This window comes from Methanosphaera sp. BMS, from assembly GCF_003268005.1.
Lineage (GTDB): Archaea > Methanobacteriota > Methanobacteria > Methanobacteriales > Methanobacteriaceae > Methanosphaera.
Genome location: NZ_CP014213.1, coordinates 1,070,029 through 1,091,631, shown reverse-complemented (window position 1 = coordinate 1,091,631; position 21,603 = coordinate 1,070,029). Strand labels below are relative to the sequence as shown.

The following is a 21,603-nucleotide window of genomic DNA, read 5'->3' as shown; positions in this document are numbered from 1 at the left end:
TCCTATTATTTAGATAAATAATGTTGTTATTTATCTTATCCTGATATAAATTTGTCAGGGTGTTGTTGTTCTAATTGGCTTCGTTTATCTGAATATTGGGTTATGTTTTGCAGGTTTTTGTTTGCATTTGTATAATGCGTGTATGCTGTTGATGAACTGTTGTCTTTGACCTTTATTCCCTCAAGATTTTCATTCACGGCACTGATTTTAAGGTCCAGTTCCATAAGTGTTGCATTTAAATATTCGACAAGTACCGTGTCTTCCTTATTGTCTGCTATTTGCAGTGCAGTATCCGTTTTTTCCCTAGCATTGGAGTAGTATGATAGGCTATCGTTGAATTTCTTTTGAGCATCAAGATATTGTCTATTGTTTAATGATAGAACCGCCTTATTGTATTCTTCATTTCCCTTGTTAAGGTTTGAATTTATATAAGGAATCTCCGAGTCGATTTTATATATGTTTGTTATATAAAGTAAGCCTGCAATTACTAACAGTAGTAATATTATAAGTACAATAACTGCTTTTTTATTCATATAAACATTACTCCACAATATTAAAACAATATATATTTATGTTTTTTATAATTAAAATAGGCTTCTTTTTTAATGCATATGTTAAAATTTCATATTCGTGTATATTGTCCATTTTTTAATTTAGGGTGTCATTTGCTTTTTGATTATTAAATAAGACACTTTGGTAAATGTGGGTTATTGTGATTTTAGACAAAACATTTAATAATGATAAAAAATATATATTACATTAGGCTAGGTTGGGAGGTTAGTGGTCTCTTGTAAGCTCAAATCCTCTATATGGAGCGACCGAAGTTTTTGGAGAGGCATATTAAATATTAATAGGCCTATAGTTGTAATGTCGAAGTTTCGCCCCATAGGATTAGTGGTAATGGGAATCCAACTGGAGGGTTGGGTTAAACTATTTTAATCGACTGAATGGGTCAGGTCTGGAAAGAAGCAGCTCTGTTTCGGACAACTGATGTTTATGGATCAGCGGGGTGGAGTTACGGTTATAGATCACCTATTTCTATGAGGTATGTCCATCCAATTACATGCCGCTATAAATAGAAATATTTAAATGTAATAAAATAGATATTATTATATAGACTTGAATTTAACTTATTTTTACAATTGTCGAGATGGCCCAGCCTGGTACGGCGGTGGCCTGCTAAGCCACTGGAGAGATCTCCACCCGGGTTCGAATCCCGGTCTCGGCGCTTTTTACTTTACAAACTAATTTTTTAATCCTGTTTATCATTCCAGTTTTTTCTCTAAAAAACATTTATACTATTTAAAATAAATTATTAAATAACAGATATAAATGTGGGATTATTTATGACATCTAATGCAGAAAAAGAATTCTTATCCAAAGCTCAAAAAGAAGTACAGCAACGTATTAAAAAGGAAAATAAAGAGTTAGAAACATTACATGTAGAAGAAAAAGAATTAACCGATGCAATAGAAGGATACTCTAAATTTTATGATGATCTGGTAAAGTTCCTGCAGGAAAGCAGTAATGACTTCAACATAGAAATTGAAGATCTGCCACGATATTTCAAAAGCAATATAAATGAAGTCTATCGAAACTATGTACAAATCAAACAGGATGCATTAGATGAAATACAGGTGTTGGAAAAATACATCATCAAGAACAAACGTGACTTAAACAATACCCAAAGAACACTTAAATTCTACAGGTCACAGTACATGGACAGTGACTTCTTCGAGGAGTGCCTGCCACTGGTAGAAATATACGAGGAAAAAATAAGCATATATGAAAACAATGAAAAGAATTCCCTACTGATAATAGAAAAATTAAAGGAAATACTAAAAAAATTAAAGGATTGGAAGTAATCCTAAACTATAACCACCCATACCCTTTTTTAGATAGTTATACAATTTTCTCCAATCTTTCCATAGCCAATTTGAGGTTTTCATAACTTTGAGCATAGGATATTCTTATGAATTTCTCACCCTGTGAACCGAAAGCCCTACCCGGGACCATGATAACATCTTCACCGACGGCCTTCTCTACAAACTCCTCAGGATTGTCATGGTGGAAGAATACGTAGAAAGCCCCATCAGGCATATGACAGTCAAGGCCCATATCATTCAATGAATTAACAACCAAATCCCTTCTTTTTCTAAACTCAGCCGTCATATCACTTACACATTTCTGGCTGGATGTAAGAGCTACATTGGCGGCAATCTGTGTTGCCGTATCAACACATGCAATGTTATACTGATGAACCTTAAGAATCTCCTCCATTATTTCAGGCCGTGATGTACAGTAGCCGATACGAAGACCGGTCATGGCATAAGCCTTACTGAAACCATTGATTGTGACAGTATTGTCACAGTATGATTGGAAGCTGTAATGATTCCTGCCATAGATAATCTTTTCATATATCTCATCAGAGAAGATAATGATATCATTATCCGTTGCAAAGTCACTTATTGATTTAACATCCTCCTTTTCAAGAACTGCCCCGGTAGGATTTGAAGGGGAATTGATTATCATGGCCTTTGTGTTGGGTGTAATGGCCTCCTCTATATCCTCAACCTTTGTCTTAAACTCATTCTCGTATGTTGACTTGACTGGTATTGCATTGGCACCGGCCAGTGTGATGCACTCCCTGTATGATAAGAATGCCGGATCCTGTATTAAAACATCATCTTTTGGATTAATCAATGCCTGGATGCTTGAATATAATGCTTCGCTTGCTCCAACTGTTACTATAACGTCATCACCGTCAACATTTATGTTGTTGTCCTTTTTTAGTTTCTTGGCGATTGATTCACGTAAAACAGGTTCTCCCTTATTCTGGGAGTAATGGGTGTAATTATTGTCCAGGGCATCCTTAAGAGCATCTATGATATGCGGTGGCGTATCAAAGTCAGGCTCTCCAAGAGCCAGATTTATTGCCGTGGGACTTGCCATTTCAAACATTTTACGTACCTGTGAAAGATTAATATTTTTTACTCTGTCTGCTTGATAATCCATATGAATAACCTCTTTAATTAATTGATAATTATTATATATTTATCTTTTTATAGATTATTAAATTTAAAGGGAATATGAATGAATAAGGAACACACTTTTTAAAAAATGAGATTGACCTGTAACTTAAGATATCGGCAATGATGGAAGATGTTGTTTAAATAAATTATCGATTGAAAAAAAAAGATTAATGGGAGGGATTATTCTATGGTCAATGCCTTAGCATCATACCTTAATGTATTTGATTGAGTGTTACCAGCATATACTATTGTAATATAATGAAGACCTGCCGTTATGTCATTTGGTAAGGTATAATCCATCAAAGCTATGCCATTCTTAACTTCCAATGTGGTGTTGGATACGATGGTCTTAGCATCCAATTTATATGAGAATTTACCACTAATGACATTGGTTTTTGTTTCACTATTTAGCAATGTGGTTTTAATCGTAATTTTATCCCCAGCTTTAGCCTTAATAGGAGCTATTGTTGCTGTTACATTTTGTTTATGAATATTTAACGTATTGTTTATGATTTTTGATTCATACCTGTAGTTTTCACCTAGAATGATTCTAAACTTGTTTTCACCCGGTGGAAGGTATGGAACCTTAACTTTTACGTTGAGTACTCCATTGGATATTCTTGTAGTAAGAACTGTCCTGTCACCTAACTTAATAGCCACTTGGGTATTTCCTGAGATGACATTTCCATAGGTATCCTTAATTACCCTGTTGATTGTAATTATGCCTTCACTTGTTGTGTTAACCGTGATAGGATCAAGGACACATTGACCTCTGAGAACTGTCATGTTGGTAGAATTTTCACTTCTCAGGATTTTAGTATCCGTACAGAGAACGCTGATATTATAAGTTTTACCGGAGTAACCTGCAAGCGGTAAATCATATGTAGCCTTACCATCTTTAACGGCAATAATCGGATTTCCGGTCTTATCTTTTTGTGTAAGTCCGTTAACCTTAAGAATTACATTAGTATTTACAGGTTTGTTGCGGTTATTTAAAACTGTAATATTAATCTTGGCGGTCTGACCTGTTGCTATTGTCTTAGGAGCATTGACTATAATCTGATATCTTGTAGGATATGTTATGTTGTTTAATGTTCCAAGGTTATATATCTCCTTGGTGTATATTTTGGAACCTGTAGCTTTAACGTTGTCAAAGTCATTACCGCCGGCATTCATCACGGTTTTTCCTTCAGAACTGATATCATTGTACACGCTGCCCCTTACTTCACCTTTGGATGCAATGTTTGTATTGAATGTGTTGTTTGTAACAGTTATGGTACCGATGTTGTTGTATAAAGTTGCACCGTTTACCTTATTTGATGTATCCTTGTTGTTGAATGTGTTGTTGTTAACAAGTGTTGTCGTATTCCTGTTGAATAAGATTCCACCATTGGTTTGGCCTGTTGACTGTGAGTTGACATTTTTGAAAATGTTGTTTTCAATTTTCACATTACCTATCTCACAATATATTAATCCACCGTTAACTTGTTGGGCAGTGGCGTTAATATTGTCAAATATATTGTTGCTTAAGGTCATGTCAGCTTCAAAGTTATCGATAACAGATCCACGAATGGTACCTGATGGAACGTTCATCCTTGAGTTTTTAAAGATGTTGTTTGTAATGGTCGCCTTGGTTTTTAGGAAGTTGTGGATTGCTCTGCCGTCATTGTTTTCAAATACGTTATTTGTAATGGTTATGCTTCCACCATTTAACATGTAAATTACGCCTGTACGATCAAAGTCTGCTTTGGTACTGTCACTGTTGGCTATGAATTTACTGTTTGTAATGGTCATGCTTCCACCATACTCACCGGTACTCCATATGGCACCACCCTGCTGGGCGGTATTTTGTGTGAATACACAGTTGTTGATGGTTAATTCTCCCCTATTGGTTATTGCTCCACCTCTGCCTGCTGCAACGTTATGGGTAAAGTTAACGTTATTCAACTTTAAACTGGATACTCCTGTCATCGCAATACCAGCAGCCTGATCGGTAGCTTTGGTATTTCTAATTGTAAGGTCATTTATCGTAATGTTTCTCTTACCGTTAAACGTCAGGAATTGATACTTGTTCTGACCGTCAATTACTGCACCGTTACCATTGATTGTTATATTGTCTATTTTACCCGTAAGTGAAATGGGACTTGTAATGGCATATGTACCTTTCTGCATGTTTATTATCTTATTGTCATCAACAGCAGTCATGGCTGTTTTAAGTTGATTATATGTTGAAACAGTTTTTGTTGCCGTTTTAATGTTCTTTTCTTTATTATCATTTAAATTACTTGCCTGTACATCCTTGATATCCTCATTAACCTCATGTGATTGTGTTAGTGTATCTTGCATATTATCATCTGTTTGATTAGCGTCACTTGCTGAAACTGCACTAACACCTACAATGAGGATTAAACAAAATATGAACAAGGAAATAACTTTTTTATTATTCATAGTTCACCATCCATATATTTTTATAATAATATTTTTGTTCTTTGATATTAATAATTCTACTGAAAATTGTAATTAGAACGCATTGAGTTAATGGACATGTCTTTTAATTTCAATACTTCCAGGATTGCCGTATATTCATTGTTATAACAATCGCTTATGATTATCTAAAAAAAATTATAAAATGGAATTGATGATTAAAAATAGTAATTTCATATTTAAAAGGGAGGGGGGGGGGATGTTGTTTGATGGATTAATCTTATTACATACAGGCTCCACATCCGTGACAGCCATCCTCCTCACACCATGGAGTAATCTGGCCGGATTGAACCCTGTCATATTCGGCCCTTAGAAACTTGTTGCTTACCCCCACGTCAATTTCGTGCCATGGAAGTGCATACTCGCTGTTTTGCTTGATATTGTTTATGTTAACGGCCAGCTTATACCAGTCCTTAAACTGTATCCTGTCACCAATCATGAGCAACTTATTTAATTCACCGCCCGAATTGGTCAATACATACTGCATGGTGGCTTTCTTTAGATTTTCCTGCTTATGTGAATACTTAAGCCGGGTACTGTACTTCTTGAACTTGTCAAAGAGGTCATCATAGTCAAATTTCATCCACTGCAAAGGCGTATGCGGCTTTGGAATAAGTGGATTAACGCTGGTCTTGACGGTATTGTACCTGACGCCACGACTGGTAATGCCCCTTATGAAGTTAACCAATTCCAGAACGTCCTCCTTTGTCTCGCCGGGTGTACCCAACAACAGGTACATCTTAACCTTTAACTTCAGGTTAATGGCACGGTCAATCGTATGATGTATCTGATGATCACTCATCGGCTTGTTAAGTTTCCATCTCTGATTCTGTGTGGTCTCCGGTGCTATGGTAATTGTCTTCAAACCACTATCCTTTAAGATTTCAAGCAGTTCATCACTCACGCTTTCCACCCTCAGGGAAGGTGTGGCTATCTGAAATCCCTCCTCGGACAGTATGCTGCATAAGTCTTCAATTCTGCTGTAGTCACTTACGGCCTCACCAATTAACGCTACCTTGTCATGGCCCGTTACATGTCTTGTCTTAATGGCGGTATCCACCAGTGTCTCCAGTTTTACCTCACGTCTTGGACGGTACATGCAACCGCTCATACAGAACCTGCATCCACGACTGCATCCACGTGAAACCTCAAGTAGGAATGCATTATCACCAAAAGCGGGCATAAACTTTGGATTATCGGTCTTTGTAACAATCTGATAGATTGGACGATGTGCCTTCTGCATATTTCTTACCTGCTGAAGCTTTACCTTCTGACCTGGAATGTAAACGCCGGGCACTTCCAGAAAGTCAAATATGTCAGCCCTTGGATTATTGGTGTCCTGTCTTATATTAACAATCTCATCAAGCATCAATTCACCGTCACCGACTGCGAAGAAATCTACAAAATTGGATATGGGAAGCGGATTTGAAGCCGCACATGGACCGCCTGCAATGACCAATGGATGATGTGGTTTTCGGTCTTTTGATAAGAGGGGTATGCCGCTACGCTTTAACATGTCTATCATGTTAAGGTAATCCTGTTCAAACTGAAGGGTAAAGCCGACAATGTCAAATTCTGAAAGGGAAGTGCGGGTTTCAATACTCTTAGTCTGTGGGTAGATAACACGTTCGCAGTAGATGTCCTCACGTTCATTCAGGTAATCATATATAATATGGTAACCCAGTGAACTCATGGCAACCCTGTAGATATTGGGATAACATGAGGCATAACGGGTAATGACCTTACGCGGATTTTTTATAACGGTATTGTATTCTTCAATCATGTAATTAGACTCAAAGTATTTAATTATATGATAGTATATTTATGTCTTGACATATTTTAAAATTTTGATTGTGTTGGCAGATGTATTAAAGTAATATAAAAATAGTATCCTAATTGGAGGTCATAAAAGTGAAAAAAAATAAGAAGAAAATAGAATATCTCTATTCTATTGTCAAAGTTCTACTGTCATCACTGCGTAGATAGTATGCGTTTTCAAATACAGCCGTTAAAGTGTATGTACCAGAGGTCATATCACTTGGTAAGGTGTATTCATACGTTGCGATTCCATCGACCACATCTACGAATATGAGTTTTTCATCATTGTCTTCGATTGTGTTGCCGTTGAGTTTGAATGCCAGCTGACCGTTAATTGCTTCACCGTTACTATCAGTTACTCTTGCTGATAATGTGATTTGACTGCCTGCTGCTACAGTTAGGTCTTCGGTGGTAATTTCAACGCATGCATCCATTTTCTCAATGTTCATTGAAGTGCTTTCGCTAATACTGTATACTCCGTTTGTGAATAATGCTGTTAATATGGTATCGGATTTTAGCCACTGGGTAGGTATGATGTAGTTATCAAGCATTGCAAATCCACCAGCTACTTCCAATACGATAATGTTTCCATCTTCATCATACAACAGTTCATCATTGACTTTCAGGCATATTGCACCATCGGTATTTTCACCGTTATCATTGGTAACGTACATGGCAACATTTATGTTTTCACCAACAATACCTGTGACTTCCTCAAATACTATATGAGTGTAGAATTCACTAGCTGGGCTGTTGTTGGCAATGATTGCATTGTGGGTTGTATCTGAAACTGCAGAGTTACCGAATAACTGGTTGTTGTTGGATACTAAGTAATTGTCTATTACCTGGGTTGAAGCATTTGCGACAGTAACTGCATATTGGCTTGTAGTAATAATCGTGTTGTTTCTGATTATCGTATTTCCAGCGTATGAGGTTATACTGATTGTACCGGTCATGTTGTTGTTTTCAATGACGTGTGCTGTTGTGTATGTGAGTGTTATGCTACCGCCGATATTGTTGTTTCTTATTGTAATGTTATTATTGAGTTTTGTTCTTGAAGAACCTTTACTGCTAATGCTGCCGGTAATATTGTTGTATGCCAGTACTGAATTATCAGGCATATAACTACCTGATCCAAGTTCAACACTACTAATTGTGTTATGTTCTATAACCTGGTTTGTTCCTGCAACGATTAATTTGTTGAGGGTATTGTTGTAGAGGTTACTGTTTGCATATACTGTTGTCGTACCACTTCCATAGAATACATTATCATATGCATGAGCATTTGCTCTTACAACCATACTACCTTCACCATAGAATTTATTTCCTGTAGCAATACCGTTTGATCCGGTATCCAGTTGTCCATAGCTACCATTAACATCGATTGTATTGTTTATGAATGTTACGTTGGTTGCTGAACCGTAATATGTCAATACGGTTATTGGTCCTCTACAATCACCTAGTAATGTGGAGTTTACGATTGTAATATTTGTATCAACGCCTAATGTGAAGTCACCTGGTTTGTCACCCGTGTTATACCTGTTTCCAAGGTATAATATGTTACCGACTTGACCTGAACCGTATGCTCCCTGTATTGTGGTGTTTTTTATGAGTATGTTGCTTGTTCCTGTAAGTGCCATGGATGTACTTCCACCGTTGTTTTCGGTGTAGATGAAACATGAATCTAGGGTAATGTTGTCGGAGTATCTGATTGCGGTTTGTCCTACACCGCTACCTACACGCTGGTCTTTAACGTACATTGTCATGTTGTGTAGTACTACATCATGTGTATTGAATATCCAGCATTCGGTATTGTATAGGTATAGGCTGCTTATGTTGGAGCCTGAACCTGCTTTGTTTACGACAAAACAGTTACCAGGGTCTTCACCCATAAGGCTACCTGCAACGGTGTGTAGGTTTATGACAGCATCTTTTGTTGTTGAAACAATGTTTATCGGCTTGTTAATTACGAGTGAATGCTGTTGATCGATTGTACCTCTAATATCCAGAGTATCTCCAGGAGATACTAAGCTAGATAATCCGCTGGCCGTAATATACTGGTTAACATTACTGTTTGTGATGATATGCCAGTTGTCTGGTACGGTTTCGTTGCTTTCTGTCTGATTATCAACAGGTAGACTTTCAATTACCAGTTGGGCGTTTGCTTCTGTTCTGTTGTACTGGCTTGCAGTAAATACTGCTGTTATGTTGTATGTTTTTGCCTTCATTGTTTCTGGTATTGTGTATTCGCATGATGCTATTCCGTTTTCAACCGGTGAGTAGATTACCTTGTTGTTTTCATCCTTAATTGTTTTACCGTTGATTTTGAATACTACTTTTCCCGCGTTTATGTTTTCTCCGTAGTCTGTGACTTTAGCGGTGAATGTTACAGTTTCTCCTGCATATACGGTTATATCACTGGTGGTTAGTGTTGATTCGTGCATATCATCAAAGAGGATGTATGTTTTCTGGCTTGTTGATGAGTAGTAGTTGCTTGAACCACTGAATACTGCTGATATTGATACATTGTTGTCGATGTCATCCTGTGTGAATGTATATGGAAGTACTGCCTGACCATCTGCTATTTTTATGTAGAAAACCTTATTGTTTTCATCTTTTATAGTCTTTCCATTGATTTTGAAGACTAACTTACCGCTTGGCACTATGTTGTTGTTTGAATCGATGATGCTGGCTGTTAGGTTAGCTTCAAGGTTTTCATTTACTCTAACGGTATTTATTACAGTTGTGGTCTCTACCTTTTCTGAGTTGAACGTTGTTTCAACTGACTCTTCAAGGTAGTTGTCGTCGACTATGGTGGCTCTCACGACATGTTCTCCGATTTTTGTAGGAGTATATTCTGCTGTGAACATTCCTTCATTGTTTGTCGTTGTTTGAATTTGCTTGTTTTTAATAATGATTACTACATTAATGTTCTTTAAGTAGTTGTCGTTTTTATCAGATACCGTACCGCTTAGAGTGGTGGCTACATTTACTGATGTATTCTCGGCATATAATGAAATCTCTGCTGATGCTGCTTCAACGTCAAAGAATGATCCGACGTAGTTTTTGGCATAGACGTAATTGTTGTCACCGGAGTAACTTACTTCATACTGGTTATTGTCCTCTTTTTTTGTTGTCTGATAGTTGTATGCATAGCGACCGTTTTCATCGGTGGTGTTGGTGAATGTCTCATCGTTAATCTTGAATACTACCTCAGCATTGGCTATTGGACTGTCGTCTTCATCTAATAGTGATCCTGATATAGTATAGATGTCATTTACCTTTACTGCTATAGGCAGTTTATCGTTTACTATTTGGGCAGATCTTTGTATTGCATTTACCTGAGCCGTGGCATCTTGAACGTCATATCGAACATTTCCGTATGAAACGGTTATTTCATATGTTCCTGCCTGTTCCGGCGTGAATACATAGTTGAAGTTTCCTTGCTCGTCACTTGCCAAGCTGTAGTATTTGCCGTTGATTCTTAAGTCTAAGTTGTCCTCAATTGGCGTATCGTTTTGAGCTATGTAGATTCTACCGTTTAATGTAATTCCTGTGTATACCTTCGTTGTAAACTCTGTTGTATCCAAGTCGATGTTTACTGCCGGTTTTGCTACAAAGAAGCTTGACTGACCAACTTTAACATCTGCATTGGCAAATGTTGCATTAGCTATTACTGGTATGTCGCCGTTTCTTAATACGGTATATGTGTATGAGTATTTACCTTCATCATCAGTTGTGGTTGTGTATTTCTTGCCGTCTATTGTAAGTACTATTTCATTGTTTTTAAGTGTCTGGTTTTGAAGGGTGGCACTACCCGTTATTGTTACTTCATCTGCTATTAGTATTTCTTCCGGGAAGTTTTCATCGACTGTTACTGTTATGTCGAATGCCTCGGTTTTGAATGTTCCGGTGTATACTTCGCCTGCCGGCTTGTATGCATCGTTACCCTCGAATTCTACTCTTATGTTGTATGGGGTTAATCCTTCTGTTGCGTTGTATGTTAATGTGAATTTACCTTCTGAATCTGTTGTTTGTGAGTAGTCTTCGCCGTTAATCAATATTTTTATTGTGGCGTCACTTACTGGTTCTTTGAATATGTCTATGAGTGTACCGTTGGTTATTACTTCGTTGAAGTATGGCGTTACATCAACTATGTCAATTGTGGTTTCAGTACCTAAACCTGTTTCAATTGTTAGGTTGGTTCTTCTTGGACCGACAACGACATTGAATGTCATGGTTGCAGTTTCTGCTTCATATAATGCCTGATTTTTCATGGATGCCGTTACTGTTACCTCAAGTACATCATTATATTCGACATCATATGAGAATTTACCTTCTTCATCCGTTGTAACTGTAACGGTATCGGCAACACCTGTTATCTGAAGGTTAACTTCAGCGTTGCTTACTGGATTATTGTAGTTATCAGTTACTTTACCTGAAATTGTTGTGGTTTCATTGACCTCTGATAATGGATCTTCATCAAGTATTATTTGACAATCAAGGGATTCAATGTCAAACGTACCGCTTATTTCTTCACTGGCTATGTATAAATCATCACCTGCAAATTTGATAGATACAGGTACGCTTTCGGCCAGTTGAGTTACAGGGTATTTGTATATGAATTTACCTTCATCATCTGTGGTAACAATATAATCAACGCCGTCTATATTGATTGTTAATTCCTTATTGTTTAATGTAGCATTGTTGCTTGTTTGAATTAACTTACCCGTAAGAAGGGTGTTGTTGAGTACATTAATTACTTCATAGATACCTTCATCGTCCTGGTCTACAATTAATGTCGTAGTTGCTTTTGATACGCTGACAGGTATGGTACCGGTACATTCGGAATAATTCCCGTTTCCGGCAAAGGTTACTGTTAGCTCGTATTCGCCTGTTCTTGTTGTTGGAACGGATACATTTGCCACACCGTTTTCTATTGAATAATCTTCTATAAGTGTAGTATCCGCATCCTTAACCGTTATTGTAGATGAACCTGTAATGGCTGCTCCATTTGTAGTAGTTACTGTAATAGGTAGTATGGTATTTCCTGCTTCGCCACTAACGGTTGGAACTTCTGATATTTTGGTTTCCAGAGCATCCTTTAGTACTGTAAATTGAGTAGTACCGTAAGCTCCACGGAAACCATTGTTGTAGTTCCATTCCATGTAAAGAGTATATGTACCCGGATTTACATCAGGAACGGTCCATGTTAAATCTCCATTTCTTGCTGAAGTAACTTTATGATTTCCCGTATAATATAGTGTATCATTTAATTTAACAGTTACTACAAAGGTATAACTTGTAGAAGAAAGTGCTGTTCCACCGGCAGTTATGTGTAGGTTAACTTTTTCACCCGCATATCCACTTGAAGCGTTTGCTGTTACAGTACCCTCTCTTACACTTGTTTTCAGGTTCTTATCCTCTTTTACTAATCCATTACTTTCAGAAGCAGTTGTTGTATATGTATCGTAACTATCTGCTTTTTTTATAGTTTTCGTCTCTATATTATTATTATTATCGGTTGCTTGTGGTGTGCTTGAAGCACTGTCATCAACCGTTTCTGTTATTATATTGTCCGATATATCTGTGTTATCATTATCAACATCAGCTGCAGTGGTTATACCACTTGCCAATATCAACAATAGTGCAAATAAAAGAAATATCGAAGAATGTTTTAATTTTTTATTCATTCTTATCAACTATAGTTTTTATTTTTTGATTTAAATCAAAAGACATAATGAAATCATTTTTTAATTCGTAATATTGCATTATATTTTTTATAATAACTTTATTTTCAATTATAAAAAATTTCTATTTACAAATCAGAACTATTCTTTTTTTAATTTTTTATAAAAATTAAAGTGAATTTCATTATGATATATATTATGTAATAAAACAGTATTAAATCTTCTTTTTTTCAATATGATTAAAAAAGATAGATATGCTCTAGGGTATATTATGAATAATGAATATAATATTGCCATAAATGAATTAAAGCTAGAATTGAATATTATTGGATGGATGGTTAATGATTAGGTTGGTATTTAATAAATACTAAAGAGTATATTAATGTCAGTTTAAGTTAACTATTGGATATGATTATTCAAAATATAGTTATTTGAAAGTCATGGTCAAAGTGACAGCATAAAAGAAAAAAAAATGTTAAATAGAATATTTCTATTCTATTATCAATGTTTTAACGTCATCGCAGCGTTGATAGTATGTATTTTCAAATACTGCCGTTAAGGTGTATGAACCTGTTTGCATGTCACCTGGGATTGTGTATTCATAAGTTGCGATTCCATCGATTACATTTACGAATATGAGTTTTTCATCATTGTCTTCAAGTGTGTTGCCGTCGAGTTTGAATGCCAGCTGACCGTTAATCAGTTCACCATTATTGTCTGTTACTCTTGCTGTTAAGGTGATTTGACTGCCTGCTGTCGCTGTCAGGTCTTCTGTGGTAATTTCCACAAATGCATCCATTTTCTCGATGTTCATTGATGTGCTTTCTGTTATTGTGTATGCACCATTCGTGTATACGGCTGTTAGAATTGTATCTGATTTTAACCATTCGGTTGGTATGATGTAGTTATCAAGCATTGCCATACCATTAGATACTTCTAATGTGATGGTGTTTCCATCCTCATTTGTTAATATTTCATCATTGACTTTCAGGTATATTTCTCCGTCAGTGTTTTCACCATTTTCATTAGATACAATTATTGCGATATTTATGTTTTCACCAACAGTACCGGTGACGTCCTCAAATGTGACATGGGTATAGAATGCATCATTTGGTGTGTTGTTTGCAATTGTTGCTTTTCTACTTGTATCTGATACTGCGGCATTTCCCAACAATCCGTTGTTATTTGATACTAGGTAGTTGTTTATAATCACACTTGATGCTATGGCATTTGTTATTGCATATTGATTGCTTGTAATAATTGTATTATATCTGACAAGGGTATCAGCAGCACTACTTGGGATGCTGATTGAACCAGATATTGTATTGTTTTCAATAGTGTGTGTAATCGTTTGTGAAAGAGTTATGCTTCCACCGATGATATTACCTTTTATAGTAACGTTTGAATTGGCTCTTTTACTTGAAAGACCTTCACTTTTTATGTTACCTGTAATGTTGTTGTTGGATATTACTGAATTATTTACCATATATGTTGCACTAGTGGATTTAAGTTCAACACTATCTATTGTGTTGTTTTCTACAAGTACATTTAATCCGCTGACAGCTATTGTTTTGATTGTATTGTTGTAGATTCTTGATCTTTCATATGCGGTTAATTTACCAGTTCCATAGAATACGTTATCATATGCATCACAACCAGCTCTGACAACTAAACCACTAGCACCATACATTTTGTTTCCAATAGCAATACCATTGGTTCCCGTATCAAGATAACCATACTGGCCTGCAGTATGAACTGTTGTGTTTATTAGTTTACAGTCTTTAGCATTGTTCATCATTGCATAATTAATGGCTGCATTACATTCGCCTATTAACATACAGCCATCAACAGTAATATTGGTATTTCTAATAGTGAAACCTGATGGCTGATCATTCATGTTATATGAATTAGCTAGGTATAATATATTTCCTACATTACCTACTCCTTGAATTGTAGTATTCTTAATAAGAGCATCACTAGTACCGGTTAATGCTATGGAAGTACTTCCACCATTGTTTTCTGTGTAAACTACACATGAATCCATTGTGAATCTTTCACAATATCTTATGGCAGTCTGTCCTACTCCACTACCGACACGTGCATCTTGAACATACATCGTCATGTTGTATAAGGTTACATCATAGTTGTTATACATCCAACATTCGGTATTATATAAGTATAAGTTACTTACATTTGAACCTGAACCAGCTTTGTTTACAACAAAACAGTTACCCGGATCTTCACCTAAATAGGAACCAGCATTAGTATGTAAGCTAATAACGGCATCCTTGGTGGATGAAATAACATTTACTGGCTTGTTTATTACAAGTGAATTTTGTTTGTCGATAGTACCTTGTATATCAAGAGTATCACCGGCAGATACCAGGCTTGTTAATCCATTTTTAGTAATATATTGGTCAATATTATCATTTGTAATGATATGTACTGTGCCAGTTGGGTTTGTGCCGTTGTTTTCTGCAGCTTCAACAGTTAATTGAGCGTTTGCTTCTGTTCTGTTGTACTGGCTTGCAGTGAATACTGCTGTTAGGTTGTATGTCCTTGTTTTCATAGTTTCCGGTATTGGGTATTCACAGGATGCTATTCCATTTTCAACCGGTGAGTAGATAACCTTGTTGTTTTCATCCTTTATTGTCTTACCGTTTATTTTGAACACTATTTTACCCGTGTTTACATTTTCATCATAGTCTTTCACTACTGCCGTGATTGTGATTGACTCACCTTGTGTTGCGGTTATGTCATCAAGAGTAATTGTAATGTCATGGTCCTCTGCTGTTATAATAGTTACTTTTTGACTTGATGATGAGACATAGTTGCTTGAACCACTGAATACCGCTGATATTGATACGTTGTTGTTGATGTCATCCTGTGTGAATGTGTATGCCAGGGATGCTTGACCGTTTGATATCTTGCTATAGATTACCTTACCGTTTTCGTCTTTGACTGTTTTACCGTTTATTTTGAATACTGTTTTACCACTAGTTAATGGGTTATTGTCAGAGTCTGTAACAATTGCAGTTAAGTCTGCTTCAAGGTTTTCATTTACTTTTACAGGACTTATCGTGGTAATTGTTGTTTCTTTATCAACATTGAATGTCGTGGTTTCACTTTCTTCAAGGTAATTGTCATCTTTAACAGTTACTGTTACGGTAGTCTGACCTGTTTTTGTAGGAGTGTATTCTACATTAAACATTCCCGTATCATCAGTTTTTGTTTGAAGTTGTGAATTTTTCACGTCAATTATTAGATTGACATTACTTAGGAAGTTTTCATTTTTGTCTGAAACAGTACCGCTTATGATGGTCTTCTTGTTTACTGATGTATCCGTTACATATAATGTAAGATCTGCTTTTGCTGCTTCAACGTCAAAGAATGATCCGACATAATTTTTAGCATAGACGTAATTATTATCACCAGAATATTTTACTTCATATTGATTATTAACACCAGTTTTTGTTGCTTGATAGTTATATTCATAACGACCATTTTCATCGGTAACATTGCTATATTCTTCATTATTGATTATGAATATTACCTCAGCATTGGATACTGGAGTGTTTGTCTCATCTGTTAATAAACCAGTAATGCTAAACAAGTCATTTACTTTAACTGCTACAGCTAATTTGTCATTAACAAGTTGTGCCTGTCTTTGTATTGCAGTTACTTGGAATGAAATGTTATGGGCATTATACCTTACATTAGCATATGATATTGATATCTCATATGTGCCTGCTTGTGATGGAGTAAATACATAGTTAAAGTTTCCATCCTCATCACTGGATAAATCATATGAATTACCGTTGATTTTAAGTATTAAACTATCTTCTATAGGAGTATCGTTCTGTGCTATGTAGATTCTACCGTTTAATGTAACATCAGAGTATACTTTTGTATCGGCAATTTCATCTAAGTCGATATTTACATCAGGTTTTGCTACAAAGAAGCTTGTCTGTCCTACTTTAATGTCAGCATTACTAAATGTTGCATTAGCTATAACTGGAATGTTACCATTTTTTACTACTGTGTAGGTGTATGAGTATTTACCTTCCTCATCTGTTGCGGTTGTGAATTTTGTACCACCAATAGTTAGAACTATTTCATTGTTTTTCAAGGTCTGGTTTTGTAATGTTGCAGTACCTGTTATTGTTATTTCATCTCCTATGAGTATTTCTTCTGGGAAGTTTTCATCGACTGTTACTGTTATGTCGAATGCTTCTGTTTTGAATGTTCCGGTGTATACTTCTCCTGCTGGTTTATATGCATCATTTCCTTCAAATTCTACGCTTATGTTGTATGTGGTTAGTCCTTGTGTTGCGTTGTATACCAGTGTGAATTTTCCTTCTGAGTCTGTTGTTTGTGAGTAGTCTTCATTGTTGATTAGTATTTTTATTGTTGCATCGGCTACTGGTTCTTTGAATATGTCTATGAGTGTACCGTTTGTGATTACTTCATTGAAGTATGGGGTTACATCAACGATATTGATGTTGTTTCCACTTCCACTTCCTGTTTCAATTGTAAGGTTGGTTCTTTTTGGACCGACCACTACATTGAATGTCATGGTAGCAGGTTCTGCTTCATATAATACTGCATTGGCTAGTGATGCTTCAACTGTTACTTCCAGTACGTCATTGTAGATTACATCATAACTGAATTTTCCTTCTGAGTCTGTTGTAACTGTAACGATATCATTTACGCCTGTTATTTCTAGTTTTACGTCAGTATTTGGTATTGGGTTGTTGTAGTTATCGGTTAATTTACCTGAGATTGTAGTTGTTTCATTGACCTCTGATAATGGGTCTTCATCCAATATGATGGTTGTGTCAAGTGCTTCTATGTCAAAGGTACCGCTATATTCCTGACTAGCTTGGTATAATTCATCACCATTATATTTAATGGATATTGATAAACCTTCAGCCAGTTGAGTAACATCATATTTGTATATGAATTTACCTTCATTATCAGTAGTAACAGTATAATCACTGCCTTCAACGGTAACAGTTATTTCTTTGTTGCCTAAAGCTTTGCTGTTACTTGTCTGTACTAATGTACCTGTAAGAAGAGTATTGTTTAGGGCATTTATTACTTCGTAGATGCCTTCATCATATTGATCTACCGTTAATGTGGTTTGTGCTTTGGATATACTAACTGGTATTGTGGCGTTGCAGCTGTTGAAGAATGGTGTTTCAATTACTTCCACTGTAAGGTCATAGTCACCTGTTCTTGTTGTTGGGACGGATACGTTTGCCACACCATTTGTGACGGTGTAATTTTCTACTAGTGCTGTATCTCCGTCTTTAATATTTATCATAGGTGAACCCTCAAGTGCATTGCCGTTGCTGTCTGTAATGTTAATAGGAAGTATTGTATTATCTATTTCTCCATTTATGGTTCCAACTGCGGTTATTTTTGTGTCAACAGCACCGTTTAGAATTGTGAATGGAGTACTTCCTGTTGCTCCGATGAAATCGTTTGAATAACCCCATTTCATGGTAACGGTATATTCACCCGGTTCAAGGTTTGGTACTGGGATAGTCAGGTATGCATTACCCCTTGAAGAAGGTTTTCCGCTGCCGGAATAGACTTGCTTATCATTAAATTTAACTGTGATACTATATGATAGGCTTTGAATCAAATCACTAGTTCCAGCTTTTAAATATAAAGTAACATTATCACCAACATAACCGTTATCTGGTGTTGCGGTTAATGTTCCGGTGTTCATCTTTGTTTTCAAGTTTTTCTCATCTTTTGCTAATTCTTTAGCCTCTGAAGCAGTTGTAGTATATGTATCGTCATTATCTGCTTCTTTTATGCTTTTCGTCTCCATGCTATTATCAGTTGGTTGTGGCGTGCTTGAAACACTCTCACCAACCGTGTCTGTTATGCTATTATCAGATATGTCTGTGTTGTCATTGTCGATATCGGCTGCGGCAGTTAAACCGCTTGCAAGTATTAACAATAGTGCAAACACTAGTAATATCGAAGAATATTTTAGTTTCTTATTCATTTATATCAACCATAGTTTTTCTTTTGATTTAAATCAAATTAATAATGAAAAATAAGATTTTAACATTCAATCACTACATAACTAATTTTTTATAATTTTTTTAATGGATGTATAAAAAAATATTTTCTTAGCTTTGATGATTATCATTTATTTTTATTGAATCATGTTAAAATTTAATTCATTATGATATATAGTTATGTGACAAAATAGTATTAATTTTTTTTCCCATGGGGACATTTCCAAAGTTTATTATAATGGATTGGATTCTATAATTACTGATTAAATTATCCTTCATGATTAAATGGAATAAGTTATAGAAAGCAACTGGTATGATAGTAGTAATTTATTCATCAGGAGTTTATAACTAAGTGATTAGGAGAATTATTAAACAAATCTTAAAAGAATAAATCTTTTGGAATTATGATTTTAAGGTTATCTTCTGATGGGGATAAATAAGAGTATTGGACAAAACTCTTAAATTACTTATTTTATCTTAATTTTCCATATTTATTCTTATTTTAGTTTTTTAATGGTGTATTGTTCTTTTTTTATTTTAGTTTTATTATTTTTTTAATTATTTTTATTTTTTTATTAATTTTTTTCTGCGTGTATTTTGCTTGTTTTTGATAGTTACAGTTAGTTTTATATATTATTTTTTATATAAATAATTATAATTATTTAATATTTAATATAAGTAGTTAGTTAGTCTTTAAACTAAGTATTAATGTTTATTTAATTGTATTTTTATATTTTGATTATATTTTGTTAGATTTATTAAATATTATATGGTTGGGTGTTTATGTTATGTATTCTGAAGTTTTTGATGAAAAGAAACGTTTGTTACGTGAGCGTGGTTTGATTAGTTTTGTTTTGGATGATGATTTGTTGTTTTTTATCAAGTTTTTTGTTGAGAATTATTGTCAGGAAATTTGTGGTTATTTTGAGCAAAAAGGAACTGGACGTCCTCGTTATCCAATTGAAAACATGCTTGGATTGCTTTTATATGCTTATTGTAATAAAGTATTTTCTCCGAAGGACATAGAGAGCAATTCACGTACTAATATTCCTTATATGGTGTTGATGGATGGGTTAACACCATCTAGTCGTAGTATTAGTCGTTATCGTTTTGTTTTAGGTTGTTATTATAAGTCTATTCTTTCTAGAACATTGCAGTTGGCTGTTGATTTGGGTTTAACAGATTTTGATCATGTAGCAATTGATGGTACAATTATTAAAGCATATAACAGTAGTTTTAATGTTATTCGTAAAGTAGATGTTAATCGTTTAATTAAAATACTAGAAAATGATAATCATGATGAAGAGATTATAAATAAGTTAAGAAAACCTGCTTATAATTTGTTAAATAGTGATATGAAGTTAAAAGAAAAACTTGACTTTTTATATCATTTGAAAGAAGAATTAAAAAGTAGTGGGCAAAAAACTGTGGCATTGTATGATAGTGAAGCTCGTTGGATGTTAAACAAAAAAGGAAAAAAAGAAATATCATACAATCTTCAAACAGCAGTAGACTACACAAGCAAACTAATATTAGCTATTCATGTTTCCAATCACCCTACTGACCATTATCAACTACCACCAACACTAACCAAAGCCATACAAAATAGTCCAGTACCATTAAATAAAATAAGTGCCGATACAGGATACCATAACGAAGTAAGCAGCAGCATACTACAAAAATACGAACTAGATGGATATATAGTTAACAGAAAACAAACCAAAGACCACAAAAAACAATACAATTCCAACCCATTCCATAAAGATAATATGATAGAAATTGAAGGAACTAATGCATTTTTATGCTTTAATAATGAACTACTAACATTCAAATACCAATACGTAGTTAATAACAAAAATAAAAAGAAACAAGAAGACCCATATGAAATAAAAAGAATATTCAACAATCCCGAAGCATGTTACATCTGCCCATACAAAAAATTATGCTTCACTGACTCACATACACACAGACAAGTAACAGAATATGGATCAGAATACACACAACAGATGAAATACAAACTCGAAACCATCGAAGGAAAAGAAGAATACAAAAAAAGATCCAAAACAGTAGAAGCACCATTCGGAACATTCAAACAACAATACCACATCAACAAACTACCATTTATCAAAACACAAAACATAGAAAACAACATAAACCTATACAGCATAACATACAATATAAAACGAATAATAAACATGATAGAACTAGAATTAGATGTAAATAAAGAATATCAAACATTTAAAAAAGAAAAAATAAAAGAATATCAATTATAAAAAAAATAGAACATTTACTAACCTCCTCAAAAAACACACCCTCTTTTTTTACAAACACCTAATAAAACAAATAAAAATATAACAATGTTAATTATTTTAATAAAAAATCTAAATAAACACAAAAAATAAGGAAAAAATGATGAAAAAACTCCAATAAAATATCAACATTGATAAAATAATAATATTCAAAAATAGGTTAAAACAAGAAAACAAGAAAATATAAAACGATTAAGCAGAAAATAAAAGAATAAAAAGTTTTGTCATATAC

8 protein-coding genes, 1 tRNA gene and 1 other RNA gene are annotated in these 21,603 nt (G+C 34.9%); 4 read left to right on the top strand and 6 right to left on the bottom strand.

All coding sequences use genetic code 11. The features are described from left to right. Positions 1-35: 35 nt before the first annotated feature. The gene (locus AW729_RS03830) at positions 36-533 is read right to left on the bottom strand and encodes a hypothetical protein (protein ID WP_112123858.1); all 498 of its coding nucleotides are present in this window, start codon (positions 531-533) and stop codon (positions 36-38) included. Positions 534-757: 224 nt separating this feature from the next. Between AW729_RS03830 and ffs the strand changes: the two genes are divergently transcribed. The 3 genes from ffs (at position 758) to AW729_RS03815 (ending at position 1,865) form a co-directional block, all read left to right on the top strand. Continuing rightward, an RNA gene (gene ffs, locus AW729_RS03825) (signal recognition particle sRNA) lies at positions 758-1,069 on the top strand. A gap of 75 nt (positions 1,070-1,144) precedes the next feature. Further along, positions 1,145-1,228: transfer RNA gene (locus AW729_RS03820), tRNA-Ser, on the top strand. Positions 1,229-1,346: 118 nt separating this feature from the next. After that, positions 1,347-1,865, top strand: coding sequence for a hypothetical protein (locus AW729_RS03815; RefSeq protein WP_112123857.1), 519 nt, complete (start codon positions 1,347-1,349; stop codon positions 1,863-1,865). Between the two features lie 37 nt (positions 1,866-1,902). On the opposite strand, the gene AW729_RS03810 is transcribed toward AW729_RS03815, so the two are convergent. The 5 genes from AW729_RS03810 to AW729_RS03790 all read right to left on the bottom strand — a co-directional run bounded on the left by AW729_RS03810 (position 1,903) and on the right by AW729_RS03790 (position 19,046). After that, a complete protein-coding gene (locus AW729_RS03810) occupies positions 1,903-3,015 on the bottom strand; it encodes a pyridoxal phosphate-dependent aminotransferase (RefSeq protein ID WP_112123856.1) in 1,113 nt (370 codons plus the stop codon). A gap of 197 nt (positions 3,016-3,212) precedes the next feature. Further along, on the bottom strand, positions 3,213-5,480 hold the full coding sequence (locus AW729_RS03805; RefSeq protein ID WP_112123855.1) for a right-handed parallel beta-helix repeat-containing protein: 2,268 nt from the start codon (positions 5,478-5,480) through the stop codon (positions 3,213-3,215). 259 nt (positions 5,481-5,739) lie between these two features. After that, positions 5,740-7,299 carry a radical SAM protein gene (locus AW729_RS03800; protein WP_112123854.1) on the bottom strand — a complete coding sequence of 520 codons (1,560 nt, stop codon included), beginning with the start codon at positions 7,297-7,299 and terminating at the stop codon, positions 5,740-5,742. Between the two features lie 160 nt (positions 7,300-7,459). After that, the gene (locus AW729_RS03795) at positions 7,460-13,027 is read right to left on the bottom strand and encodes an Ig-like domain-containing protein (protein WP_112123853.1); all 5,568 of its coding nucleotides are present in this window, start codon (positions 13,025-13,027) and stop codon (positions 7,460-7,462) included. A 487-nt stretch (positions 13,028-13,514) separates the two neighbouring features. Beyond that, positions 13,515-19,046, bottom strand: coding sequence for a hypothetical protein (locus AW729_RS03790; protein WP_112123852.1), 5,532 nt, complete (start codon positions 19,044-19,046; stop codon positions 13,515-13,517). An 804-nt stretch (positions 19,047-19,850) separates the two neighbouring features. Here AW729_RS03790 and AW729_RS03785 point away from each other — a divergent pair. Continuing rightward, positions 19,851-21,335 carry a transposase gene (locus tag AW729_RS03785; protein ID WP_112123168.1) on the top strand — a complete coding sequence of 495 codons (1,485 nt, stop codon included), beginning with the start codon at positions 19,851-19,853 and terminating at the stop codon, positions 21,333-21,335. The last annotated feature ends 268 nt before the right edge of the window (positions 21,336-21,603 follow it).

What these genes read in the sequence shown, in the direction of transcription:
- AW729_RS03830 (WP_112123858.1), bottom strand. Translation starts at nt 533, where the DNA reads ATGAATAAAAAAGCAGTTATTGTACTTATAATATTACTACTGTTAGTA.
- AW729_RS03815 (WP_112123857.1), top strand. Translation starts at nt 1,347, where the DNA reads ATGACATCTAATGCAGAAAAAGAATTCTTATCCAAAGCTCAAAAAGAA.
- AW729_RS03810 (WP_112123856.1), bottom strand. Translation starts at nt 3,015, where the DNA reads ATGGATTATCAAGCAGACAGAGTAAAAAATATTAATCTTTCACAGGTA.
- AW729_RS03805 (WP_112123855.1), bottom strand. Translation starts at nt 5,480, where the DNA reads ATGAATAATAAAAAAGTTATTTCCTTGTTCATATTTTGTTTAATCCTC.
- AW729_RS03800 (WP_112123854.1), bottom strand. Translation starts at nt 7,299, where the DNA reads ATGATTGAAGAATACAATACCGTTATAAAAAATCCGCGTAAGGTCATT.
- AW729_RS03795 (WP_112123853.1), bottom strand. Translation starts at nt 13,027, where the DNA reads ATGAATAAAAAATTAAAACATTCTTCGATATTTCTTTTATTTGCACTA.
- AW729_RS03790 (WP_112123852.1), bottom strand. Translation starts at nt 19,046, where the DNA reads ATGAATAAGAAACTAAAATATTCTTCGATATTACTAGTGTTTGCACTA.
- AW729_RS03785 (WP_112123168.1), top strand. Translation starts at nt 19,851, where the DNA reads ATGTATTCTGAAGTTTTTGATGAAAAGAAACGTTTGTTACGTGAGCGT.